The 19,498-nt window shown below is 60.2% G+C and carries 16 protein-coding genes; 9 read left to right on the top strand and 7 right to left on the bottom strand.

Going from position 1 to position 19,498, the window contains the following annotated elements:
* Positions 1-29: 29 nt before the first annotated feature.
* Positions 30-830, bottom strand: a complete 801-nt coding sequence (locus tag FGL86_RS01395; protein WP_147182928.1) for a cytochrome C assembly family protein — start codon at positions 828-830, stop codon at positions 30-32.
* A gap of 232 nt (positions 831-1,062) precedes the next feature.
* Here FGL86_RS01395 and ffh point away from each other — a divergent pair, with 232 nt between their 5' ends.
* Both ffh and modC read left to right on the top strand, forming a co-directional pair.
* Positions 1,063-2,481 (top strand): signal recognition particle protein, encoded by a 1,419-nt coding sequence (gene ffh, locus FGL86_RS01390; protein ID WP_147182927.1) that lies wholly within the window; start codon positions 1,063-1,065, stop codon positions 2,479-2,481.
* Between the two features lie 3 nt (positions 2,482-2,484).
* The gene (modC, locus tag FGL86_RS01385; RefSeq protein ID WP_147182926.1) at positions 2,485-3,606 is read left to right on the top strand and encodes a molybdenum ABC transporter ATP-binding protein; all 1,122 of its coding nucleotides are present in this window, start codon (positions 2,485-2,487) and stop codon (positions 3,604-3,606) included.
* Positions 3,607-3,612: 6 nt separating this feature from the next.
* Here the strand turns inward: modC and FGL86_RS01380 are convergent, their stop codons facing one another.
* Positions 3,613-4,884 carry an O-acetylhomoserine aminocarboxypropyltransferase/cysteine synthase family protein gene (locus tag FGL86_RS01380; protein ID WP_147182924.1) on the bottom strand — a complete coding sequence of 424 codons (1,272 nt, stop codon included), beginning with the start codon at positions 4,882-4,884 and terminating at the stop codon, positions 3,613-3,615.
* Positions 4,885-4,974: 90 nt separating this feature from the next.
* On the bottom strand, positions 4,975-5,181 hold the full coding sequence (locus FGL86_RS01375) for a DUF3565 domain-containing protein (RefSeq protein ID WP_147182923.1): 207 nt from the start codon (positions 5,179-5,181) through the stop codon (positions 4,975-4,977).
* 72 nt (positions 5,182-5,253) lie between these two features.
* Here FGL86_RS01375 and FGL86_RS01370 point away from each other — a divergent pair, with 72 nt between their 5' ends.
* Together FGL86_RS01370 and FGL86_RS01365 are read left to right on the top strand one after the other, a co-directional pair.
* The gene (locus FGL86_RS01370; protein ID WP_147182921.1) at positions 5,254-5,454 is read left to right on the top strand and encodes a PLDc N-terminal domain-containing protein; all 201 of its coding nucleotides are present in this window, start codon (positions 5,254-5,256) and stop codon (positions 5,452-5,454) included.
* Between the two features lie 466 nt (positions 5,455-5,920).
* The gene (locus FGL86_RS01365) at positions 5,921-7,054 is read left to right on the top strand and encodes an E22 family MetX-like putative esterase (RefSeq protein WP_246131703.1); all 1,134 of its coding nucleotides are present in this window, start codon (positions 5,921-5,923) and stop codon (positions 7,052-7,054) included.
* 32 nt (positions 7,055-7,086) lie between these two features.
* On the opposite strand, the gene FGL86_RS01360 is transcribed toward FGL86_RS01365, so the two are convergent.
* Entirely contained in the window at positions 7,087-7,875 is a 789-nt protein-coding gene (locus tag FGL86_RS01360) for an enoyl-CoA hydratase (RefSeq protein ID WP_147182918.1), read from the bottom strand.
* 391 nt (positions 7,876-8,266) lie between these two features.
* Here FGL86_RS01360 and FGL86_RS01355 point away from each other — a divergent pair, with 391 nt between their 5' ends.
* Both FGL86_RS01355 and FGL86_RS01350 read left to right on the top strand, forming a co-directional pair.
* Entirely contained in the window at positions 8,267-8,512 is a 246-nt protein-coding gene (locus FGL86_RS01355; protein WP_147182917.1) for a type II toxin-antitoxin system Phd/YefM family antitoxin, read from the top strand.
* A gap of 5 nt (positions 8,513-8,517) precedes the next feature.
* Positions 8,518-8,895 carry a type II toxin-antitoxin system VapC family toxin gene (locus FGL86_RS01350; protein ID WP_147182915.1) on the top strand — a complete coding sequence of 126 codons (378 nt, stop codon included), beginning with the start codon at positions 8,518-8,520 and terminating at the stop codon, positions 8,893-8,895.
* A gap of 65 nt (positions 8,896-8,960) precedes the next feature.
* On the opposite strand, the gene FGL86_RS01345 is transcribed toward FGL86_RS01350, so the two are convergent.
* Both FGL86_RS01345 and FGL86_RS01340 read right to left on the bottom strand, forming a co-directional pair.
* On the bottom strand, positions 8,961-10,223 hold the full coding sequence (locus FGL86_RS01345; RefSeq protein ID WP_147182914.1) for a ribonucleotide-diphosphate reductase subunit beta: 1,263 nt from the start codon (positions 10,221-10,223) through the stop codon (positions 8,961-8,963).
* A gap of 59 nt (positions 10,224-10,282) precedes the next feature.
* Positions 10,283-13,162: a ribonucleoside-diphosphate reductase subunit alpha gene (locus tag FGL86_RS01340; protein WP_147182913.1), complete on the bottom strand. Its 2,880-nt coding sequence runs from the start codon at positions 13,160-13,162 to the stop codon at positions 10,283-10,285.
* A gap of 554 nt (positions 13,163-13,716) precedes the next feature.
* On the opposite strand from FGL86_RS01340, the gene FGL86_RS01335 reads away from it, so the two are divergent.
* Both FGL86_RS01335 and FGL86_RS01330 read left to right on the top strand, forming a co-directional pair.
* Positions 13,717-14,433 carry a winged helix-turn-helix domain-containing protein gene (locus FGL86_RS01335; RefSeq protein ID WP_147182912.1) on the top strand — a complete coding sequence of 239 codons (717 nt, stop codon included), beginning with the start codon at positions 13,717-13,719 and terminating at the stop codon, positions 14,431-14,433.
* Entirely contained in the window at positions 14,433-16,106 is a 1,674-nt protein-coding gene (locus FGL86_RS01330) for an ATP-binding protein (protein WP_246131702.1), read from the top strand. The genes FGL86_RS01335 and FGL86_RS01330 overlap by 1 nt, the downstream gene beginning before the upstream one ends.
* On the opposite strand, the gene FGL86_RS01325 is transcribed toward FGL86_RS01330, so the two are convergent.
* A complete protein-coding gene (locus tag FGL86_RS01325; RefSeq protein WP_147182910.1) occupies positions 16,093-17,007 on the bottom strand; it encodes a LysR family transcriptional regulator in 915 nt (304 codons plus the stop codon). The genes FGL86_RS01330 and FGL86_RS01325 overlap by 14 nt on opposite strands.
* 134 nt (positions 17,008-17,141) lie before the next feature.
* Here FGL86_RS01325 and metE point away from each other — a divergent pair, with 134 nt between their 5' ends.
* Entirely contained in the window at positions 17,142-19,454 is a 2,313-nt protein-coding gene (gene metE / locus FGL86_RS01320) for a 5-methyltetrahydropteroyltriglutamate--homocysteine S-methyltransferase (protein WP_147182909.1), read from the top strand.
* Positions 19,455-19,498: the final 44 nt, after the last annotated feature.

Raw genomic sequence — 19,498 nt, 5'->3', positions numbered from 1 at the left:
CGGGCAGTGTCAAGACGATTGCCCGCTGCCTAGGAGCGATTGAGCAGGATTTCCAGCACAAACTTGCTGCCGAAATACGCCAGCAGCAGCAATAGATAACCCACCAGGGTCCAGCGTACCGCCTTGAGGCCGCGCCAGCCCAGCACGTGATGACCCACCAGCAGACCCGCCAGGATGACCCAGGCGGCGAGAGACAGCACCGTCTTGTGCAGTAGATGCTGAGCGAAGACGTTATCGAGAAACAGAAAGCCGCTGACGATCGACAGGGTAAGCAGCGCCATGCCCACCCAGATCAGTTCGAACATCACCCGCTCCATGGTGGTCAGCGGCGGTAATGCCTGAATGATGCCACGAATTCGATGATGGCGCAGGGCACTGTTCTGGACTGCCAGAAGAACCGCCTGCACCGCAGCGATGGCCAGCATGGCGAAGGCCAGCGCCGAACTGATCGCATGCAGCGCGATACCTGGTTCCATCGCCTCCGCTTGATGATGGTAAGGCAGTTCGAAGCCCAGCAGCAGGGAGCCCGCCGCCAGGGGGAACAGGCCGATGGCGGCGTTGAGAACCGGCTTGGCCAGACTCATGAGCAGCAGCAATACCGCGATCAGCGCGCTGATGGTGATCAGACTGGGCGCCAGGCCGAGCCAGGTACCTTGGGTCTGGTGCAACAGCACGGCGATGACCAGGGTATGACAGATCACCGCGAGCAGTCCGACGCCGCGTACCAGGGCGGGACGCCGAGGAACGCGCCGGAATAGGGTCAGCGCCTGCCAGGAGGCCGCGCCGAGATAGAAAATGATAGCCACGAGGGCAAAGGGTAGCGCCTGCATTGATCGATGTCCGTGCGCCGTAAACCTGGCGCCATACTGATGAGAAAGCGTTGTTGAGTGCCGCAGTTATGACGACTATAACGAATCCGCTCGGCATCGCCCACCCAAAGCACAGCCGTTGCTGTCGAGCATGGTCAAGGCTTTCTCTCGTGAGTAACCGAGGATGGAGACTCGTGGCGCTTGTGCGTATAATTTTTGCCAAAGCCAAGGCTAGTTCTGCCGGAGAGGCCCCATGTTCGATAGTTTGACAGAGCGTTTATCCAGGACGCTGAAATCCATCAGCGGTCAGGCCAAGCTGACCGAGGATAATATCAAGGAAACTCTGCGCGAGGTTCGCCGCGCCCTGCTGGAAGCAGATGTTGCGCTGCCGGTGGTCAAGGCGTTCATCGAGCGAGTGCGCGAGCGCGCCGTGGGCCAAGAAGTGTCACGTAGCCTTTCGCCGGGCCAGCAGTTTGTCAAGATCGTCCAGCAGGAACTCGAGGCGATCATGGGCGAGGCCAATGAAGGCCTTTCCCTCAAGGGCTCGCCCTCGGTCATCCTGCTAGCGGGCCTGCAAGGGGCGGGCAAGACCACTTCCGTGGCCAAGCTGGCGCGCTATCTGCGTGAGCGCGAGAAGAAGAAAGTACTAGTGGTTTCCACTGACATCTACCGTCCGGCGGCCATCGACCAGCTCGAGACCCTGGCCCGGGAAGTCAGCGTTGATTTCTTCCCATCCAGCAGTGATCAAAAGCCGGTGGCCATCGCTCAGGGGGCGCTGAAGCACGCCAAGATCCAGTTTCATGACGTGGTGATCGTCGATACCGCCGGTCGCCTGCATGTCGATACGGACATGATGAACGAGATCCAGGCGCTGCATAAGGCCTGCGCGCCTCAGGAAACCCTGTTCGTGGTCGACGCCATGACCGGTCAGGACGCGGCCAATACTGCCAAGGCCTTCCACGAGGCGCTGCCGCTGACCGGGGTGATTCTCACCAAGGCGGACGGCGACGCTCGCGGCGGCGCCGCGCTGTCCGTGCGACATATCACCGGCAAGCCGATCAAGTTCATGGGCGTGGGCGAGAAGGTCGACGCCCTGGAGCCTTTCCACCCGGACCGGATCGCCTCGCGGATTCTCGGCATGGGCGACATGCTGTCGCTGATCGAGGAAGCCGAGCGCACCGTTGACAAGCGTCAGGCGGAGCGACTGGCGAAAAAGGTCAAGAAGGGCGACGGCTTCGATCTGGAAGATTTTCGCGATCAGCTGCAGCAGCTCAAGAAGATGGGCGGCATGGGCGGCTTGATGAGCAAGCTGCCCGGCATGGGGCAGATGGCGGAAATGGCTCAGGGGCCGGGACCGGAGAAGGAACTGGGCAAGCTCGAAGCGCTGATCAACTCCATGACTCCCAAGGAGCGGCGCAAGCCGGAAATCATCAACGGTTCCCGCAAGCGGCGCATCGCCGCCGGCGCCGGCTTGCAGATTCCCGATCTCAATCGTCTGCTCAAGCAGCACAAGCAGATGCAAAAGGTGATGAAGAAAGCCTCCAAGAAAGGCGGCATGCAAAAGATGATGCGCGGCATGTCCGGCATGATGGGGAGCGGTGGCCCGGGCGGGCCCGGCGGTATGGGTGGGCCCGGCGGCATGGGAGGCCCCGGCGGTTTCCCTCGGCGATAGAGCATGACCGCTAACGGTTTGACCTGTGATGTGGTCAAGCAGTTGGGCTGTCTGCGGCTGGAAGCAGCCCTCGAGATTCCAGCCAGCGGTATCACCGCTCTGTTCGGCGTTTCGGGGAGCGGCAAGACCAGTCTGCTGCGACTGATTGCCGGGCTGGATCGGCCGGATGAGGGGCGTATCGCCATTCATGACGACGTCTTCTTTGACGCCGCGCAAGGCCGCTGGGTACCGCCTCACAGGCGGCAACTCGGCGTGGTGTTCCAGGAGGCGCGGCTGTTTCCCCACTATCGGGTGCGCGGCAATCTCACTTACGGCATGCCTACCGCTGCCCGATCCCGTTTTGCGAGCATCGTCGAGCTGCTTGGCATCGAATTCCTGCTGGAGCGCTTTCCCGGCACCTTGTCCGGCGGCGAGGCGCGTCGGGTGGCAATAGGCCGGGCGCTGCTCTCCGCGCCACGCATGCTGTTGATGGACGAGCCACTGACCGGGCTTGACGGCGCCCGCAAGCAGGAGCTGCTGCACTATATTCTGCGGCTTGCCAGGGAAATCGACATTCCCATTCTCTACGTCAGCCACGACCCCCAGGAACTCAGCGCCATCGCCGATGACCTGGCGATCATCGATCAGGGAAAAATTCGCGCTCACGATCGTCTAGAGCGGCTGTTGATGCGTTTCGATTTGACCGAGCACCTGGGCGGTTTCGATGCGATTTCCGTACTTGATGCGTGGGTGGTGGGCCATGACGCGAGCTATGCGCTGAGCTATCTACGCCTCGCCGATGGGCAGCAATTGACCCTGCCGCGATTGAATGTCGATTTGGGCACACGGCTACGACTGCGTATTCCGGTGCGGGACGTGGCGTTGGCCTTGGCGTCTTCTCCCGCCATAAGTTATCGCAATCAGATCGCCGCCGTTATCGAAGAGGTCGGTGATAGCGAACCGGGCACCAGCGCCGTGGAGCTGCGCCTGAAGCTGAACGGTATGGGTGGCACGAACGGTCAGGCCTTGCGTGCCAGATTGACCCGCAAGTCCTTCGATGAAATGCGTCTGAAGAAAGGCATGCGGGTAGTGGCGCTGGTCAGAAGCGTGGCCTTCGATACGTCCCAGCCGCCACCCCAGGCATGAGGGAAGTTACACTTCGGCAAACGCCTGTTCCAGATCCTCGATAATGTCGTCGATATGCTCGATGCCAATGCACAGCCGCAGCATCTCCTGGCTGATTCCGGCGCTCTTCAGCTCGTTCTCGCTCAACTGGCGATGGGTAGTAGATGCCGGATGACAGGCCAGGCTGCGAGTGTCGCCGATATTGACCAGGCGTTTGATCAGCTTGAGGGCATCGTAGAATTTCACCCCCGCCTCGAAGCCGCCCTGAATGCCGAAGGTCAACAGCGACGACGGCCTGCCGCCCAGGTATTTCCTGGCTAATTCATGATGCGGATGATCCTCTAGGCCGGCGTAGCTGACCCATTCCACCTTGGGGTGCTTTTGCAGATAGCGGGCTACCGCCATGGCATTTTCGCAGTGGCGTTCCATTCTCAGGGGCAGGGTTTCGATACCCTGCAGCAGCAGGAAAGCATTGATCGGCGAAAGGGCCGAGCCGGTATTACGCAGCGGCACCGTGCGCGCTCGGGCAACAAAGGCCGCCTCGCCGAACTGCTGGGTATAGATCACGCCGTGATAGGCGGGCTCCGGCTGGTTGAGCACCGCAAAGCGCTCCGCGTGCTCCGCCCAGGGAAACTTGCCGGAATCGACGATGATTCCACCCAGGGAGTTGCCGTGTCCGCCCATGTACTTGGTCAAGGAATGCACGACGATATCCGCCCCGAATTCGATGGGGTTGAGCAGCGCCGGGGTGGCCACGGTGTTGTCGACGATCAGCGGTACGCCATGACTATGCGCCACCTGAGCGATAGGTTCGATATCGACGATGTTGCCCGCAGGATTGCCGATGGTCTCGCAGAATACCGCCTTGGTGCGAGTGTCGATCAGCCCGCCGATATCCGCCGCCTGATCCGTCTCGGCGAAACGCACCTCGATACCCAGGCTCGGCAGCATATGAGCGAACAAGGTATAGGTGCCGCCGTAGAGCTGCGGGGTGGTAACGATATTGTCGCCGGCTGACGCGATGGTCAGAATGGCGTAATGGATGGCGGCGCTGCCGGCGGAAGTGGCCAGGGCGGCGATACCGCCTTCCAAAGCGGCGACCCGCTGCTCCAGCACGTCCCAGGTAGGGTTCATGATGCGCGCGTAGATGTTGCCCGGCACGTCCAGGTTGAACAGGTCCGCTCCGTGCTGGGCGTTGTCGAACTCGTAGGCGACAGTCTGGTAGATCGGCACCGCGCAAGCGTGGCTGGTTGGGTCACCCGCGTAGCCAGCATGTACGCTGATGGTTTCTTTTTTCATGACGCTTTTCCCCAATGGATTGGCCGATATTGAAGTATGTCTCAGCCTACTGGGAAGGGGATATAAATGGTAGCGACAGCAGCCTGGATATCACGGATTATCCCGAGGTTCGCCGCGATCGCACTTCTTGCAGTCCAGCAAGAAACCCAGCATGGCGGCGCGCCCTGATTCGTGGGTTACCCAAGGGCGCTCCACCCAGGGCGGCTGATGGCGCACGTGTTGGTTGTGACCGCAGGCAAGCTCCGCGACCCAGTGGTTTTCCTCGTCCAGATGGTAACCAATGATACTCTGTTTCATTATTCGGCTATGTTTTATCAGGCGGGTTATGCTACTTATGGTGACGCTAACCGATAGCCAAGGAGAAACGACATGGATAGCTTGTTTAGCAGTGTAGGTAACGTCTTCGGTGGTCTACTGAGCTTGATCTGGTTGATCATTGTCATCTGGGCCATCGTCAAGGTGGCGAAAAGCGGAGCAAGTACCCTTGCCAAGGTGATCTGGATTATCGTACTGATCATCTTCCCCTTGATCGGTTTGATTGTCTGGCTGTTGTTCGGTCCCAAAGGGTAGCGATTGCATGTTGAGTATGTCGCGGGCAGGCCATCAAAAGGCCTGTCCGTTTTTGTATCGATCGAACTTCATTTGGTGAAGCAGACGCGGACAAGGTATCAGTCGATGGCCTTGTAATGGCCGGGAACCTTGACACGTTCGCCACCGGGTAACTGTCGGATATGAGTAGGAACGTAGATTCGTTTGATGATGCTCTTGGACTCGGTCATGGCGATACCTCCTTTTCAGGCACGATAGCACTCTTCCAATAGCGGAAGCATGATCGTAATCAATATCGATTGAGAGCAAGCCGATTGGTTGCCGCTATCGATCCATTCCGGATCATCTCCCACTGGAATCAGGAAAACTCATGATCAAGCCTAGGTTAATTTCGCTGTTGTTTTCATCTTGCGTCCGCGCTGGATGCGCCGGACAACGCTGGTGGCTCGTCGGGCTAGCGGCAAACCTGTTTGTGCTGGGTAATGGAGTGGCCGTTGGCTACGACGAGCTGGTGGAAAAACACGTCTTCGAGATGGATGGCTACACCACTCAAGGCGGCGAGCGGATTCCCTCGCTCAAGGTAGGCTGGGAGGCCTACGGCACGCTGAACGAGGCCAAGGACAACGTCATCCTGATCACCCATTATTTTTCCGGCACCAGTCACGCCGCGGGACGCTATAGCAAGGACGATGCTGCTCCCGGCTATTGGGACGCCATCATCGGGCCAGGCAAGCCGCTGGATACGGACGAGTATTATATTATCGCCTCGGATACTCTGGTGAACCTGAATGCCAAGGATCCGAAGGTAATCACCACCGGCCCGGCGACCCTCAATCCCGAGACCGGCGAGCCTTGGGGGCTGGATTTTCCGGTCGTTACCATCGGCGATTTCGTCGAAGTGCAGAAGGCGCTGCTGGAAAACCAAGGTATCGGTAGCCTGCACGCAGTAATGGGCGCCTCCATGGGCTCGTTACAGGCCTACGAGTGGGCGAGCGTCTATCCCGAAAGGGTCGAGCGGGTGATCCCGGTGATCGGCTCCGGCGCCGCCAACGCCTACCTGATCGGCTGGCTGGATGCCTGGGCGGCGCCCATCAAGGTTGATCCTGATTGGAACGGCGGTGACTACTACAAGGCCGAGCCGCCCACGAAAGGGCTCGAGGAATCGCTGAAGCTGATTACCCTGCAGGCCAATCACTGGCAGTGGGCCAACGACACCTATGGCCGTGAATGGGCGGAGGAAGGCGTCGATCCCGCCAGCAGCCTGGAGGCGCAATTCCTGTTCGAGAAGGTGCTCGATGATGTCGCCACCGATCGCGCCAAGGTCGCCGATGCCAATCACCTGCTTTATCTGGTCAAGGCCAACCAGCTCTTTGTCACCGGCGAAGGTGAGAACGCGGAAGCCGGGCTTGCCGCCATTGAGGCGCCGACCCTAATGATCTACAGCGAAGACGATCTGGTGTTCTTTCCGGCGCTGGTGCGCCAGACCATCGAGACAATCGCCGCGGATGGCACCCCGGTCGAGGAAGTTGTCCTCGAAGGCAAGCGCGGCCATCTGGATGGAGTGTTATCCATAGAGCAAGCCGGGGAGACGATTCGCGAGTTTCTCGATCGGGATGTGTAAGTCCTTGGTAAAAAGCCAGGCATTAGGCTGGCTCAGCGATGGCGCCATTCGGGAGGGCGCTTTTCGATAAAGGCATCGATCCCTTCCGCGGCGTCCTCCGCCATCATGTTGTCCGCCATGATGCCGCAGGCATAGTCGTAGGCTTCCGACAGCGGCATGGCCAGCTGGCGATGCAGCACGGCCTTCCCTGCCCTCACGGCGACATTACTCTTGGCGCAAATGCTTGCGGTGAGTTCATCGACCGCCGCGTCCAGCGCCTCGTCTTCCGCGACTCGGTTGACCAATCCCCAGTCACGAGCTTGCTCCGCATCGATGAATTCACCGGTGAACAGCATCTCCGCAGCGGCCTTGCGACCGACGTTGCGGCTCAGCGCCACCCCCGGGGTCGCGCAGAAAAGCCCTGCGTTGATGCCGGATACCGCAAACCGCGCCGAACGTGCCGCCACCGCCAGGTCGCAACTGGCGACCAGTTGGCATCCCGCGGCGGTGGCGATGCCCTGTACCCGAGCGATCACCGGCACCGGAAAAGCGACGATCGACTGCATCAACGCGCTACAGCGGGAAAAGAGCGTCTGGTAATAGGTTTTCTCTGGCGTCTCGCGCATCTGCTTGAGATCGTGCCCGGCGCAGAAGGCCCGGCCCTCCGCCGCGATTACCAGGCAACGCAGCGTCTTATCCTCGTTTAGGTGCTCGAGCGCCTGCTCAAGCGCCTCGAGCATTTCTTCGCTGAGCACGTTGAAACGGTGAGGGCGATTCAAGGTCAGCGTCACCACGCCATTCTCTCGATGACTGAGTACGGGGAAGTCTTCTGGAGTATTCATGCAGATATCGCTTCCGTTGGCTGTGAGAAAGTAAAAGATTTAAATACTGGCGTTTGAGCAAGAACCCATGAGGGTCAGCCTGTTTGGGCAAGACGCGCTCGTTTGAGCAAGAGTAGTATCGCCTCCAATAAAAACGAATGCGGTAACTATCGAATATGATCTAACGTGTCCAGTCGTTTATTAACCCGGCAAGCATTTATGTCGGGTTAATTGCGGCACAGGGAAGTGCCGCCGCCGGCCGGTAGGTCGGCGCGAGCCCGCGTCACACCAGCAGATTCACTCATCTGCGCCAGTGTGACGGGGGCGACAATCAAAGAGGTCAGGATGACCTATTTGATTGCCAGGTTAATAGTAAGTTACCTTTCATTGTGTAACTTTCAAGGAGGACGAAATGCAGGCAATCGTCAAGGATCTACGGTTACATACCAAGGCTCTTTTAGCAGCCACTGCGCGAGGCGAGGAAGTGGAAATTACCTATCGAGGCAAACCCTGCGCACGCTTGGTAAGTGCCGATCGCGATGAATCGCCCGACTCCACGCGAAATCCGGCCTTCGGCCTATGGGCGGATCGACAGGATCTGGAAGTAAATGATCGAGCTCGCAGGCTACGCCAGCCACGCACTTTTGCAGAAGAGTAGTGCCGATGCTGGGCGATACCGACGTGCTGATCTGGAACCTGCGCGGCAATGAACAAGCCGCCGAGCGATTGGACGACATGCGTGGCTTTGCGGTTTCGGCGGTAACCTATATGGAGCTGGTGCAAGGGCTGCGCAATAAGCAGGAACAACAGCAATTACGCCGGGCAATGCGTTATTGGGAGGTGGAATTGGTTCATCTGCATGAAGGCATCTCCGCACGGGCCGCCTTTCTGGTAGAAAGTTACGCCTTGAGTCATGGCATGCAAATGGCCGATGCCGTGATCGCCGCTACCGCCTTGGAGCTGGGCATCACGTTGCTGACCGCCAACGATCGCCATTATCGTCATATCGATGGGCTGAAAATCGAGATATTTCGGCCATAACAAAAACGCCCCTGCCAGGGCAGGCAAAGGCGTCAATGCAAGAGTCTTGGGCCAAGCGGGGATAATCAATCCCAGCTAAGCGCTCCCCCCACCTGATACTCGGTGACACGAGTCTCGAAGAAGTTCTTCTCCTTGCGCAGGTCGATGATCTCGCTCATCCAGGGGAAGGGGTTCTTGGCACCGGGGAACTGTTCCTTCAAGCCAAGCTGGGCGAGGCGGCGGTTGCAGATGAAGTGCAGGTATTCCTCCATGATCGCCGCGTTCATGCCCAGCACGCCGCGGGGCATGGTGTCGCGCGCGTATTCGATCTCGAGCTCGGTGCCTTCGAGAATCATCTGGATGACTTCATCCTGGAATGCCGGCGTCCACAGGTGCGGATTCTCGATCTTGATCTGGTTGATCATGTCGATGCCGAAGTTCAGGTGCATGGATTCGTCCCGCAGGATGTACTGGAATTGCTCCGCGACCCCGGTCATCTTGTTGCGTCGGCCCATGGACAGAATCTGGCTGAAGCCGCAGTAGAAGAAGATGCCTTCGGTCACCGCGTAGAAGGCGATCAGGTTGCGCAATAGCTCCTGGTCCGTCTCCGAGGTGCCGGTATGGAAGTCCGGGCGGGCCAGGGATTGGGTGTGCTTGAGGCTCCAGGCGGACTTGGCGGCAACCGACGGCACCTCCCGATACATGTTGAAGACCTCGCCTTCGTCCATGCCCAGGGATTCCACGCAGTACTGATAGGCGTGAGTGTGGATAGCCTCTTCAAACGCCTGACGCAGCAGGTACTGGCGACATTCCGGATTGGTGATCAGCCGGTACACCGCCAGCACCAGGTTATTGGCGACCAGGGAATCCGCCGTGGAGAAATAGCCCAGGCTGCGCTCGACGATACGCCGCTCGTCCGCGGTCAGGCCGTCCTGGCTCTTCCACAGGGCGATATCCGCGTTCATGTTAATTTCCTGGGGCATCCAGTGGTTGGCGGTGCCGTCCAGGTATTTCTGCCAAGCCCATTCGTACTTGAAGGGCACCAGCTGGTTGAGGTCGGCCCGGGCGTTGATCATGCGCTTCTGATCCACCTCGATGCGCGCCGCGCCCATTTCCAGCTCTTCCAGGCCGGCGGCCACGTCCAGCTCCTCGAGAGACTGGCGGGCCCGGGCCAGTCGATCCTGCTCGACGACCTTGTACTGTCCCTTGCTCTCGCTCACCTTTTCGACTGGAGCCTGCGGTTTGGCAGCGGGCTGCGGCGCGGGCTTCGGGTGAGCCGGCGCGGGAGCCTCGGCAGTGGCAGTGTTGTCGTCACCGGCGTCTTCGTGAAAATCGTCCCAATTCAGCATGTTGTTTCCCCTTCGTTGATCCTTTTCAAGAACTTCGCGAGCGCAGCAAGTTCTTTCCCTTACTGGCAGGCCTCGCAGCCCAGCTCGTCTATCTCCCCGGCGGTAGGCGCCCGCTGGCTGCCCTTGCCCTGCAGGAAATCGTCGATACCGCGAGGCCCGGCTTCCGGCACCGGGCTCGGGGCGCCGGCACCATGACCCACGGCGTTGAGGCTGCCGCGATCCACGGTGGATTTTTCCACCGAGGTGGCGCCCAGGGCGCGCAGGTAGTAGGTGGTCTTCAAGCCGCGCAGCCAGGCCATGCGATAGGTGACGTCGAGCTTCTTGCCGGACACTCCCTGGATATAGAGGTTCAGGGACTGGGCCTGATCGATCCATTTCTGGCGCCGGGAAGCGGCGTCCACCAGCCACTTGGGCTCCACTTCGAAGGCGGTGGCGTACTTGGCCTTCAAGTCCTCCGGCACCCGATCGATGGGCTGCACGCTGCCGTCGTAATACTTGAGATCGTTGATCATCACCTCGTCCCACAGATCACGTTCCTTGAGATCGCGGACCATGTGGGCGTTGACCACGGTGAATTCGCCGGACAGGTTCGATTTCACATAGAGGTTCTGATAGGTGGGCTCGATGGATTGGGACACGCCGCAGATATTGGAGATCGTCGCGGTGGGGGCGATGGCCATCACGTTGGAGTTGCGCATGCCCTGGCTAGTGACCTTCTCCCGCAGGCGCTCCCAGTCCTGGGTGCTTGAGGTGTCCATGTCGAGATACTTCTCGCCCCGCTCGAGCTTGAGGCGCTCGATGGAATCCAGCGGCAGGATGCCCAGGCTCCACAGCGAGCCCTCGAAGCTTTCGTAGTGACCGCGCTCCGCGGCCAGATCGCTGGAGGCCTCGATGGCGTGATAGCTGATCAGCTCCATGGAGCGATCGGCGAAATCCACCGCTTCGCTGCTGGTGTAGGCGATACCGAGCTGGTAGAGCGAATCCTGGAAGCCCATCAGCCCCAGCCCTACCGGACGGTGCTTGAGGTTGGAGTTCCTCGCCTGGGGCACCGCGTAGTAGTTGATATCGATGACGTTGTCGAGCATGCGCACCGCGGTGCGCACGGTCTGCCTGAGCTTGTCGCCGTCGAGTTCGCCATTGTCGATATGGCTCGCCAGGTTGATGGAACCCAGGTTGCACACGGCGATCTCCTCCACGGAGGTGTTCAGGGTGATCTCGGTACACAGGTTGGAGCTGTGCACCACCCCGGCGTGGCTCTGGGGGCTGCGCAGGTTGCAGGGATCCTTGAAGGTGATCCAGGGATGGCCGGTCTCGAACAGCATCGAGAGCATCTTGCGCCACAGGTCCTTGGCCTTGACCCGCTTGAAGAGCTTGAGCTGCCCGCTGCGGGTCATTGCCTCGTATTCTTCATAGCGCTTCTCGAAGGCGGCGCCGTACAGATCGTGCAGGTCCGGGCAATCGGCGGGGGAGAACAGGGTCCAGTCGCCGTCGTCGAATACCCGCTTCATGAACAGGTCCGGCACCCAGTTGGCGCTGTTCATGTCGTGGGTACGCCGGCGATCGTCCCCGGTGTTCTTCCTGAGTTCGATGAATTCCTCGACGTCCAGGTGCCAGGTCTCCAGGTAGGCACAGACCGCGCCCTTGCGCTTGCCACCCTGATTGACCGCCACCGCGGTGTCGTTGACCACCTTGAGGAAGGGTACAACGCCCTGGGACTTGCCGTTGGTGCCCTTGATGTAGGAGCCGAGGGCCCGCACCGGGGTCCAGTCGTTGCCCAGGCCACCGGCCCATTTGGAGAGCATGGCGTTGTCGCGGATCGCGCTGTAGATGCCGTCCAGGTTGTCCGGCACCGTGGTCAGGTAGCAGGAAGAGAGCTGGCTGCGCAGGGTACCGGCGTTGAACAGGGTCGGGGTGGAGGCCATGTAGTCGAAGCTCGACAGCAGCCGGTAGAATTCGATGGCCCGGGCTTCCCGATCGTCCTCGTTCAGCGAAAGCCCCATGGCGACCCGCATGAACAGGACCTGGGGCAGCTCGTAGCGCACGTCGTCGCGATGGATGAAGTAGCGATCGTAGAGGGTCTGCAGGGAGAGATAGGTGAACTGGTTGTCCCGGCTGTGATCCAGGGCATCGCCCAGGCGCACCAGATCGAAGGTCGCCAATTCGGGGTCGAGCTGCTCGAAGGCGATACCTTTCTCGATATAGGCCTGGAACGCCGGCTTGTAGAGCTTCGCCATGTCCTGATAGGTGGCTTCCTCGGCAATGCCCAGGAAGGACAGCGCCTCGCGGCGCAGGTTGTCCTGCAATAGCCGAGCGGTGACGTAGGTATAGTTGGGTTCCTTCTCCACCAGGGTGCGGGCGGTCATCATCAGCGCCGTGGCCACGCCTTCAAGGCCGACCCCGTCGTAGAGGTTCTTCAGAGAGTCTTCGACGATGCGACGCGCATCGACGTTTTCCAGGCCTTCGCAGGCGTCGAATACAAGAGTCTCGATGCGCCCCAGATCCAGCGGGCGACGGCTGCCATCCGGTAAGGTGACGTTCAGGGTCGGGTGGGGTTTGGCGACGCCCTCGCCTTCCGCAGCCCGAGCTCGGGCGTGTTCTTCGCGATAGAGCACATAGGCCCGGGCGACCTTCTGTTCCCCGGCGCGCATCAAGGCCAGTTCCACCTGATCCTGAATGTCCTCGATATGCAAGGTGCCGCCATCTGGCAGACGCCGCTGAAATGCCTGGGCAATCTGCTGGGAGGCTTGGGCGACGAAGTCGCGAACTCGCGACGATGTCCCCGCGTTGTCGCCTTCCACGGCGATGAAAGCCTTGGTCATGGCTACCGAGACCTTGCTGGCATCGAATTCGACCACATCGCCGGTACGCTTGATCACCCGCAGTTGTTGGGGAGCGGTGGTGTTCAGCGAAATATCGTCGGAAGAAAGCATCTGGTTCATGGCGCCGAGCATTCCTGGTGGATAATAATGAATGGAAAGTCATCGATTACGCCATACGGCGCTATCGCCGGGGCGTCTGTACTGCCAAGTCGCGAGGGATGCTTGACAGCAGTAATTGAAAAACTTGTTTCACGAAACATCATATTGTGGTTTCGCCAAGCGCAAGCACAAGATAGTGTGTGTTTTGCATGCTAGCAAGTGGATAAATTGTGGATAAAGTGTGTGTCTTGTGGGGATGGTTTCGCAGGACGCCCGAAACCCTGCCATGACGCGGCCCCCAGCGCTAAACTTTTTTCATTGTTTTATTAAAGCAATGTAAATTACCGTAATAGTCATAAATTTTTAGCTGGCTAATGCTATCAAGAGTAAACCTCCGGAAACGGCGTCGTTTTCGCTATTAAGTGTTTCTTTAGGCGCCGAGTTTTCGGGTAACATTTCTTGCTATCCGCTATGGTGGGAGTTACACGACTCGCCACAATGGGTAACGCGATGTAGCCTATGGCGAGATACACACAAGAAATCTTGCTGGACGTGATTGCCAGCTAGTCAACGGGATGGATACAAGCTTGGATAGCCACAACCAGGATCACATACTGATCATCGAAGATGACGAACGATTGGCCGAGTTGACACGAGATTATCTCGAGGCCAATGGTTTTCAGGTAACGCTGGAGGCGGACGGTTCCAAGGGGGTGGAACGCATCGTCTCGCTGCAACCGGATCTGGTGATTCTCGATCTGATGCTGCCCGGTGAGGACGGCTTGTCGATCTGTCGTCGAGCACGTACGGATTACACCGGGCCGATTCTGATGCTGACCGCGCGCACGGACGACATGGATCAGGTGTTGGGCCTGGAAATGGGTGCGGACGACTACGTGCCCAAGCCGGTACAGCCCAGAGTGCTGCTGGCTCGCATGCGCGCCTTGATGCGCCGCACCGACGCCATCGAAACCAGCGGCGACGAGGCTCGGCTGGTATTTTCCGATCTGGAGATCGACAGCGCCACTCGAGAAGCCTGGCTTTCCGGCGAGCGGATCGACCTGACCAGCGCGGAATTCGATCTGCTCTGGCTGCTGGCCAGTCGGGCCGGCCAGGTGCTGACCCGGGAGGAAATCTTCTCGTCCCTGCGCGGTATCAAGTACGACGGCCAGGATCGTTCCATCGACGTGCGAGTGTCGCGTATCCGACCCAAGATCGGCGACGATCCCCACCAGCCCCATCGCATCAAGACGGTGCGTAGCAAAGGCTATCTGTTTGTCAAGGACGGTTGATGTCCGCGTCGCGTCTCATGCCCCGCCCGCTGGCGGAGAGTACTTTCCTGCGTGTCTATGTGATGCTGGCGCTGGCGCTGGTGCTGACCTTCGGCCTGGCGCTGGTCGCTTTCACGTTGATCGACAAGGTGCGCCGTGAGCATTACCGGGAACTGCTGGCGGAAGCGCCGATGACGCTGCTGACCGCGGAACTCGGCGTGCTGCCTCAGGAAAGTCGGCAAGCATGGCTCGACGAACAAAGCCGCGCCCTGGGTATTCAACTCGAACTATACGAATGGGGCACTTATTCTCTCAGCTACTTCGAGCGCGCCAGACTGGAGGCCGGGCGCACCCTGGCTTATCAGGAAGAAAGCCAGCGTTGGATCCTGTATCGCCGCCTGCCCGGGGAGCAATGGCTGTTGAAGGCGGAACTGACCAGTATGAGCGAAAGGCAACTGACCGGGCTGGCGCAGAACCTGGGGCAGTGGCTTTCCGCGGTGGAGGGCGAACAGCGCCGTGAGCGCCTCGAGCGACTGAAAAATGCTGCTTTTACCGCCACTCTGTCCGAGCAGGTACCCGAAGGGCTGGACCCTGAAAGGGTCACGCGCATGCAAGACAGCGAGGTGGTGGTACGCCTGCTGCCCCAGCGCTGGGCAATGTCGCTTTTCCTGCGTCTGCCCACGCCGGAAGGCGGTATCGAATGGGTGCAGGTAGGACCCTTGAAACCCTTCGAGCCCATGTCCCTGACGCTGTCCCTGACCTTGCTGGTGATCATGCTGGCGGTGCTGGCGGGCATCATCTACATGATCGTGCGTGGGCTCGAGGCCCGAGTGGCGCGGCTCGAACTTGCCGCCACGCGGATTGCCGGCGGCCACCTGGATACCCGAGTCAAGGTCGACAGCAGCGACTTCCTCGGACGTCTGGGCATGGCGTTTAACGGCATGGCGGCGCAGGTCCAGGCGCTGCTTCAATCCCAGCAGGACATGATTCGCGGCGTTTCCCATGAACTGCGTACGCCGGTGGCGCGGATCCGCTTCGCGGTGCAGATGGTCGAGGACATGATCGACAGCCCGCCGGTGCGCCGTCAGTTAAAAGGCATCGATGGGGATATCGAGGAACTTGATACTCTGATCGATGAGATTCTGACCTATGCGCGCCTGGGCGGGGGTCAGGTCCAGGGCATGGATCTCAAATCCGAGGAAGTCGATTGTCGAGCCCTGGCGGTGCGTGTCATCGAGACCTTGGCGCCGCTGCACGGCCGGCTCTCTCTCGAGCTGGCACCGGGGCCGGAAATCGAAGTGGTGGCGGAGCCGCGCTATCTGCAGCGCGCGTTGCAGAACCTGGTGGCCAACGCCTGTCGCCACGCGGACTCCCGGGTGATGATCAGCATCAAGCATAGCCTGCGCACGGTGCAACTCGCGGTGGAGGACGACGGTCCCGGGGTGCCGGAAAACGACCGTCTCAAGGTCTTCAAGCCTTTCTCTCGACTGGACGATAGCCGCACCCGACGCTCCGGCGGTTACGGGCTGGGGCTTTCCATCGTGCAGAAGATCATGCACTGGCACCGGGGCAGCGTAGTGATCGATGATAGCCCGACCTTGGGTGGCGCGCGCTTCACCCTGCAGCTACCTCAGGCGGCGTTGCCGGCGACGCCTGCGGAAGAGACCGACTTCACGCCCACTAGGCTGGTTTGATACCCTCCAGTACCGCGAAAGAGGTTTCCCGGGCGGTACGCAGGAAGTCGCCCATCCAGCCGGCCTCCAGGTCCTCCTCGCGAATGGCGGCGAACAGGGTGCTCCACATGCCGCCTTCCCCCAGCGACACTGCGCGTACGTAATCTCGCTCCAGGTATTCCGTCAGCGCCCAGTTCGGCAGGGCGCAGACCCCTCTACCGCTGGCCACCAGCTGCATCATCATAATGGTCAACTCCGCGGTGCGTATTTCCTTGGGACGCACTCCCGCCGGGTCGAGAAACTGGCCAAACACGTCCAGGCGTGCATGCTCAACTGGATAGGTTATCAAGGTTTCCGTCGCAAGGTCGGTCGGCGAGATCCAGGCGCGGCTCGCCAGTTCGTGCTGCTTGGCCACCGCCAGCAGGCCTTCGTAGCGAAACAGCGGCTCGTAATGCACCCCCGCTAGCGGCTGCGGGTCCGCAGTGATCACCAGATCGAGCTGCTCCCGGGCCAGGGCCGGCAGCGGATCGAAATGATGGCCGCCGGGGATATCCACTTCGATCTCCGGCCAATGGTCGCGAAAATGATCGATGGTCGGCATCAGCCACTGAAAACAGCTGTGGCATTCGATGGCCATGTGCAGCCGACCGTTTTCCTGTCCCGCCAGCCGCGCCAGGTCCCGCTCCGCCATGCGTACCTGGGGCAGGATGCGTTCCGCCAGTTCCAGCAGGCGCAGGCCGGCCCGAGTGAAGGTGACCGGACGAGATTTGCGCAGGAACAGCGGACTGCCGAGACGCTCCTCGAGATCCTTGAGCTGGTGCGACAGCGCGGACTGGGTCAGGTGCACCCGCTGCGCCGCTTCTACCAGAGAGCCTGCGTCCCGCAGGGCGATCAAGGTGCGTAGATGTCGAAGTTCCAGCATGCTGTATGAACGCTTTTCATTTTGACAATTAGATAATGTAGTTTGATTCATTGATTCCGGCCAGTGAGACTAGCGTCACCAACAAACATGAATTCCCAGGCGAATTCCATGACTTATTACTGAAAGGAAATCCCATGACGCTGGCACATATCCTCGGCTATCCGCGTATCGGAGCCAACCGAGAGCTCAAGAAAGCAAGCGAGGCCTACTGGCAGAACAAGATTGATCAAGCAGAGCTGGAAGCCCAGGGCGCATCCCTGCGCGCTCGTCACTGGCGGGAGCAACAGGCGGCAGGGCTCGACTTCGTTACCGTCGGCGACTTCGCCTTCTACGATCAGGTGCTCAATGTCTCACTGCTGCTGGGCGCGGTGCCGGAACGTTTCGGACGATTTGATCAGGGCGAGATCGATCTGGACACCAGTTTCCGCATGGCCCGGGGCCGCGCCCCCAGCGGCGAGCCGGCGGCGGCCTGCGAGATGACCAAGTATTTCGATACCAATTATCACTATCTGGTGCCGGAGCTGCACGCGGGTCAGCGCCTGCGCCTGGCCAGCGAGCGGCTGTTCGGGGAAGTGGAAGAGGCCAGGAGTCTCCGTCATCCGGTCAAGGTGGCACTGCTCGGGCCGGTGACCTGGTTATGGCTGGGCAAGGAAAAAAGCGAGGATTTTGATCGTCTCGAGCTGCTCGACGAAGTGCTGACGGTCTACGGTCAGGTGCTGTCTCGGCTGGCAGAGCAGGGCGTGGAATGGGTACAGCTGGATGAACCTGCACTGGTGCAAGACCTGCCTCGGGCCTGGCGCCAAGCCTATGAGTCAGCTTACAACAAACTGCGCAGTTCACCGGCCAAACTACTGGTGGCTACCTATTTCGGTGGTCTGGGGGATAATCTGCAGTTGGCGACCTCTCTGCCGGTGGACGGGTTGCATATCGACACGGTGCGTGCTCCCGAACAACTTTCCCGGGTGATCGACAATCTGGCGCCTTACAAGGTGCTTTCCGTGGGGGCGATCGACGGTCGCAATATCTGGCGAACGGATCTGGCAGCGCTGCGGGACAGTCTCCAGGACGCCAAGGCACGGCTGGGAGATCGACTATGGCTGGCGCCGAGCTGCTCCCTGCTGCACGTGCCGGTGGATCTGAGTGCGGAAACCGAACTGGATACGGAGTTCAAGAGCTGGCTGGCCTTCGCCCGCCAGAAGCTGGACGAGACGGTGACCCTGGCGCGCCTGCTGGATGGCCGTGCCACTCAAGAGGACGAAGCCTATCTGGCTGAGGCCTCACGAGCTCTGGCATCGCGGCATGAGTCGACGCGCATCCACAAGCCGGCGGTGGCCAGCCGTCTGGCGGCGATCACGCCCCAGGATGCTCGGCGTGCCAGCACCTATTTCCAGCGGACCAAAGCGCAACGCCAGCGTCTCGACCTGCCGCTGTTTCCCACCACCACCATCGGCTCCTTTCCTCAGACCGGAGAAATCCGCGCCGCCCGCCGCGCCTTCAAGGCCGGGGAGCTGAATCACAAGGATTATCGGGCGCGCATGGAAGCGGAGATCGCTGTCGCCGTCGAGCGCCAGGAAGCCCTGGGACTGGATGTGCTGGTGCACGGTGAACCGGAGCGCAACGACATGGTGGAATACTTCGGCGAGCTGCTGGAAGGTTTCGCTTTCACCCGCTTCGGCTGGGTGCAGAGCTACGGCTCCCGCTGCGTCAAGCCGCCGATCATCGTCGGTGACGTCAGCCGCCCGGCGCCGATGACGATACGCTGGAGCGAGTACGCCCAGAGTCTGACCCAGAAACCCGTGAAAGGCATGCTCACCGGGCCGGTGACCATTCTGCAGTGGTCCTTCGTGCGGGATGATCAGCCGCGCGAGGCGACCTGCCGTCAGATTGCCCTGGCCCTGCGGGACGAGGTGGAAGACCTGGAAGCCGGGGGCATTCAAGCCATTCAGATCGACGAGCCGGCCCTGCGGGAAGGGCTACCCCTACGCCAAGACGAGTGGCAGGCCTATCTCGACTGGGCGGTGGAGTGCTTCCAGCTCGCCGCATCGGTGGCCCGGGACGAGACCCAGATTCATACCCACATGTGCTACAGCGAGTTCAATGACATCATCGCCTCCATCGCCGCCCTTGATGCGGATGTGATCACCATCGAGACGTCGCGTTCGGATATGGAGCTGCTGGATGCCTTCCAGGAGTTTTCGTATCCCAATGAAATCGGTCCTGGCGTCTACGACATTCACTCGCCGAACATTCCCGAGGTGAGCTGGATGGTGGAACTGATGGAAAAAGCCGCCCAGCGGATTCCGGTGGAGCGGCTATGGGTCAACCCGGACTGTGGTCTCAAGACACGTGACTGGTCGGAAGTCGAGCCGGCACTGGAAGCAATGGTAGCCGCCGCTCAAGAACTGCGTCGTCGACATGGCGAATCGCTGATGAAGAGTCAGGCATAGTCAACGAATATTAGAAGGAGTTAGAAAAAAGGCGATAGTGGATA

This window comes from Pistricoccus aurantiacus (assembly GCF_007954585.1).
In the GTDB taxonomy this organism is placed as follows: domain Bacteria; phylum Pseudomonadota; class Gammaproteobacteria; order Pseudomonadales; family Halomonadaceae; genus Pistricoccus; species Pistricoccus aurantiacus.
This window is presented reverse-complemented; position numbering and strand designations above follow the sequence as displayed.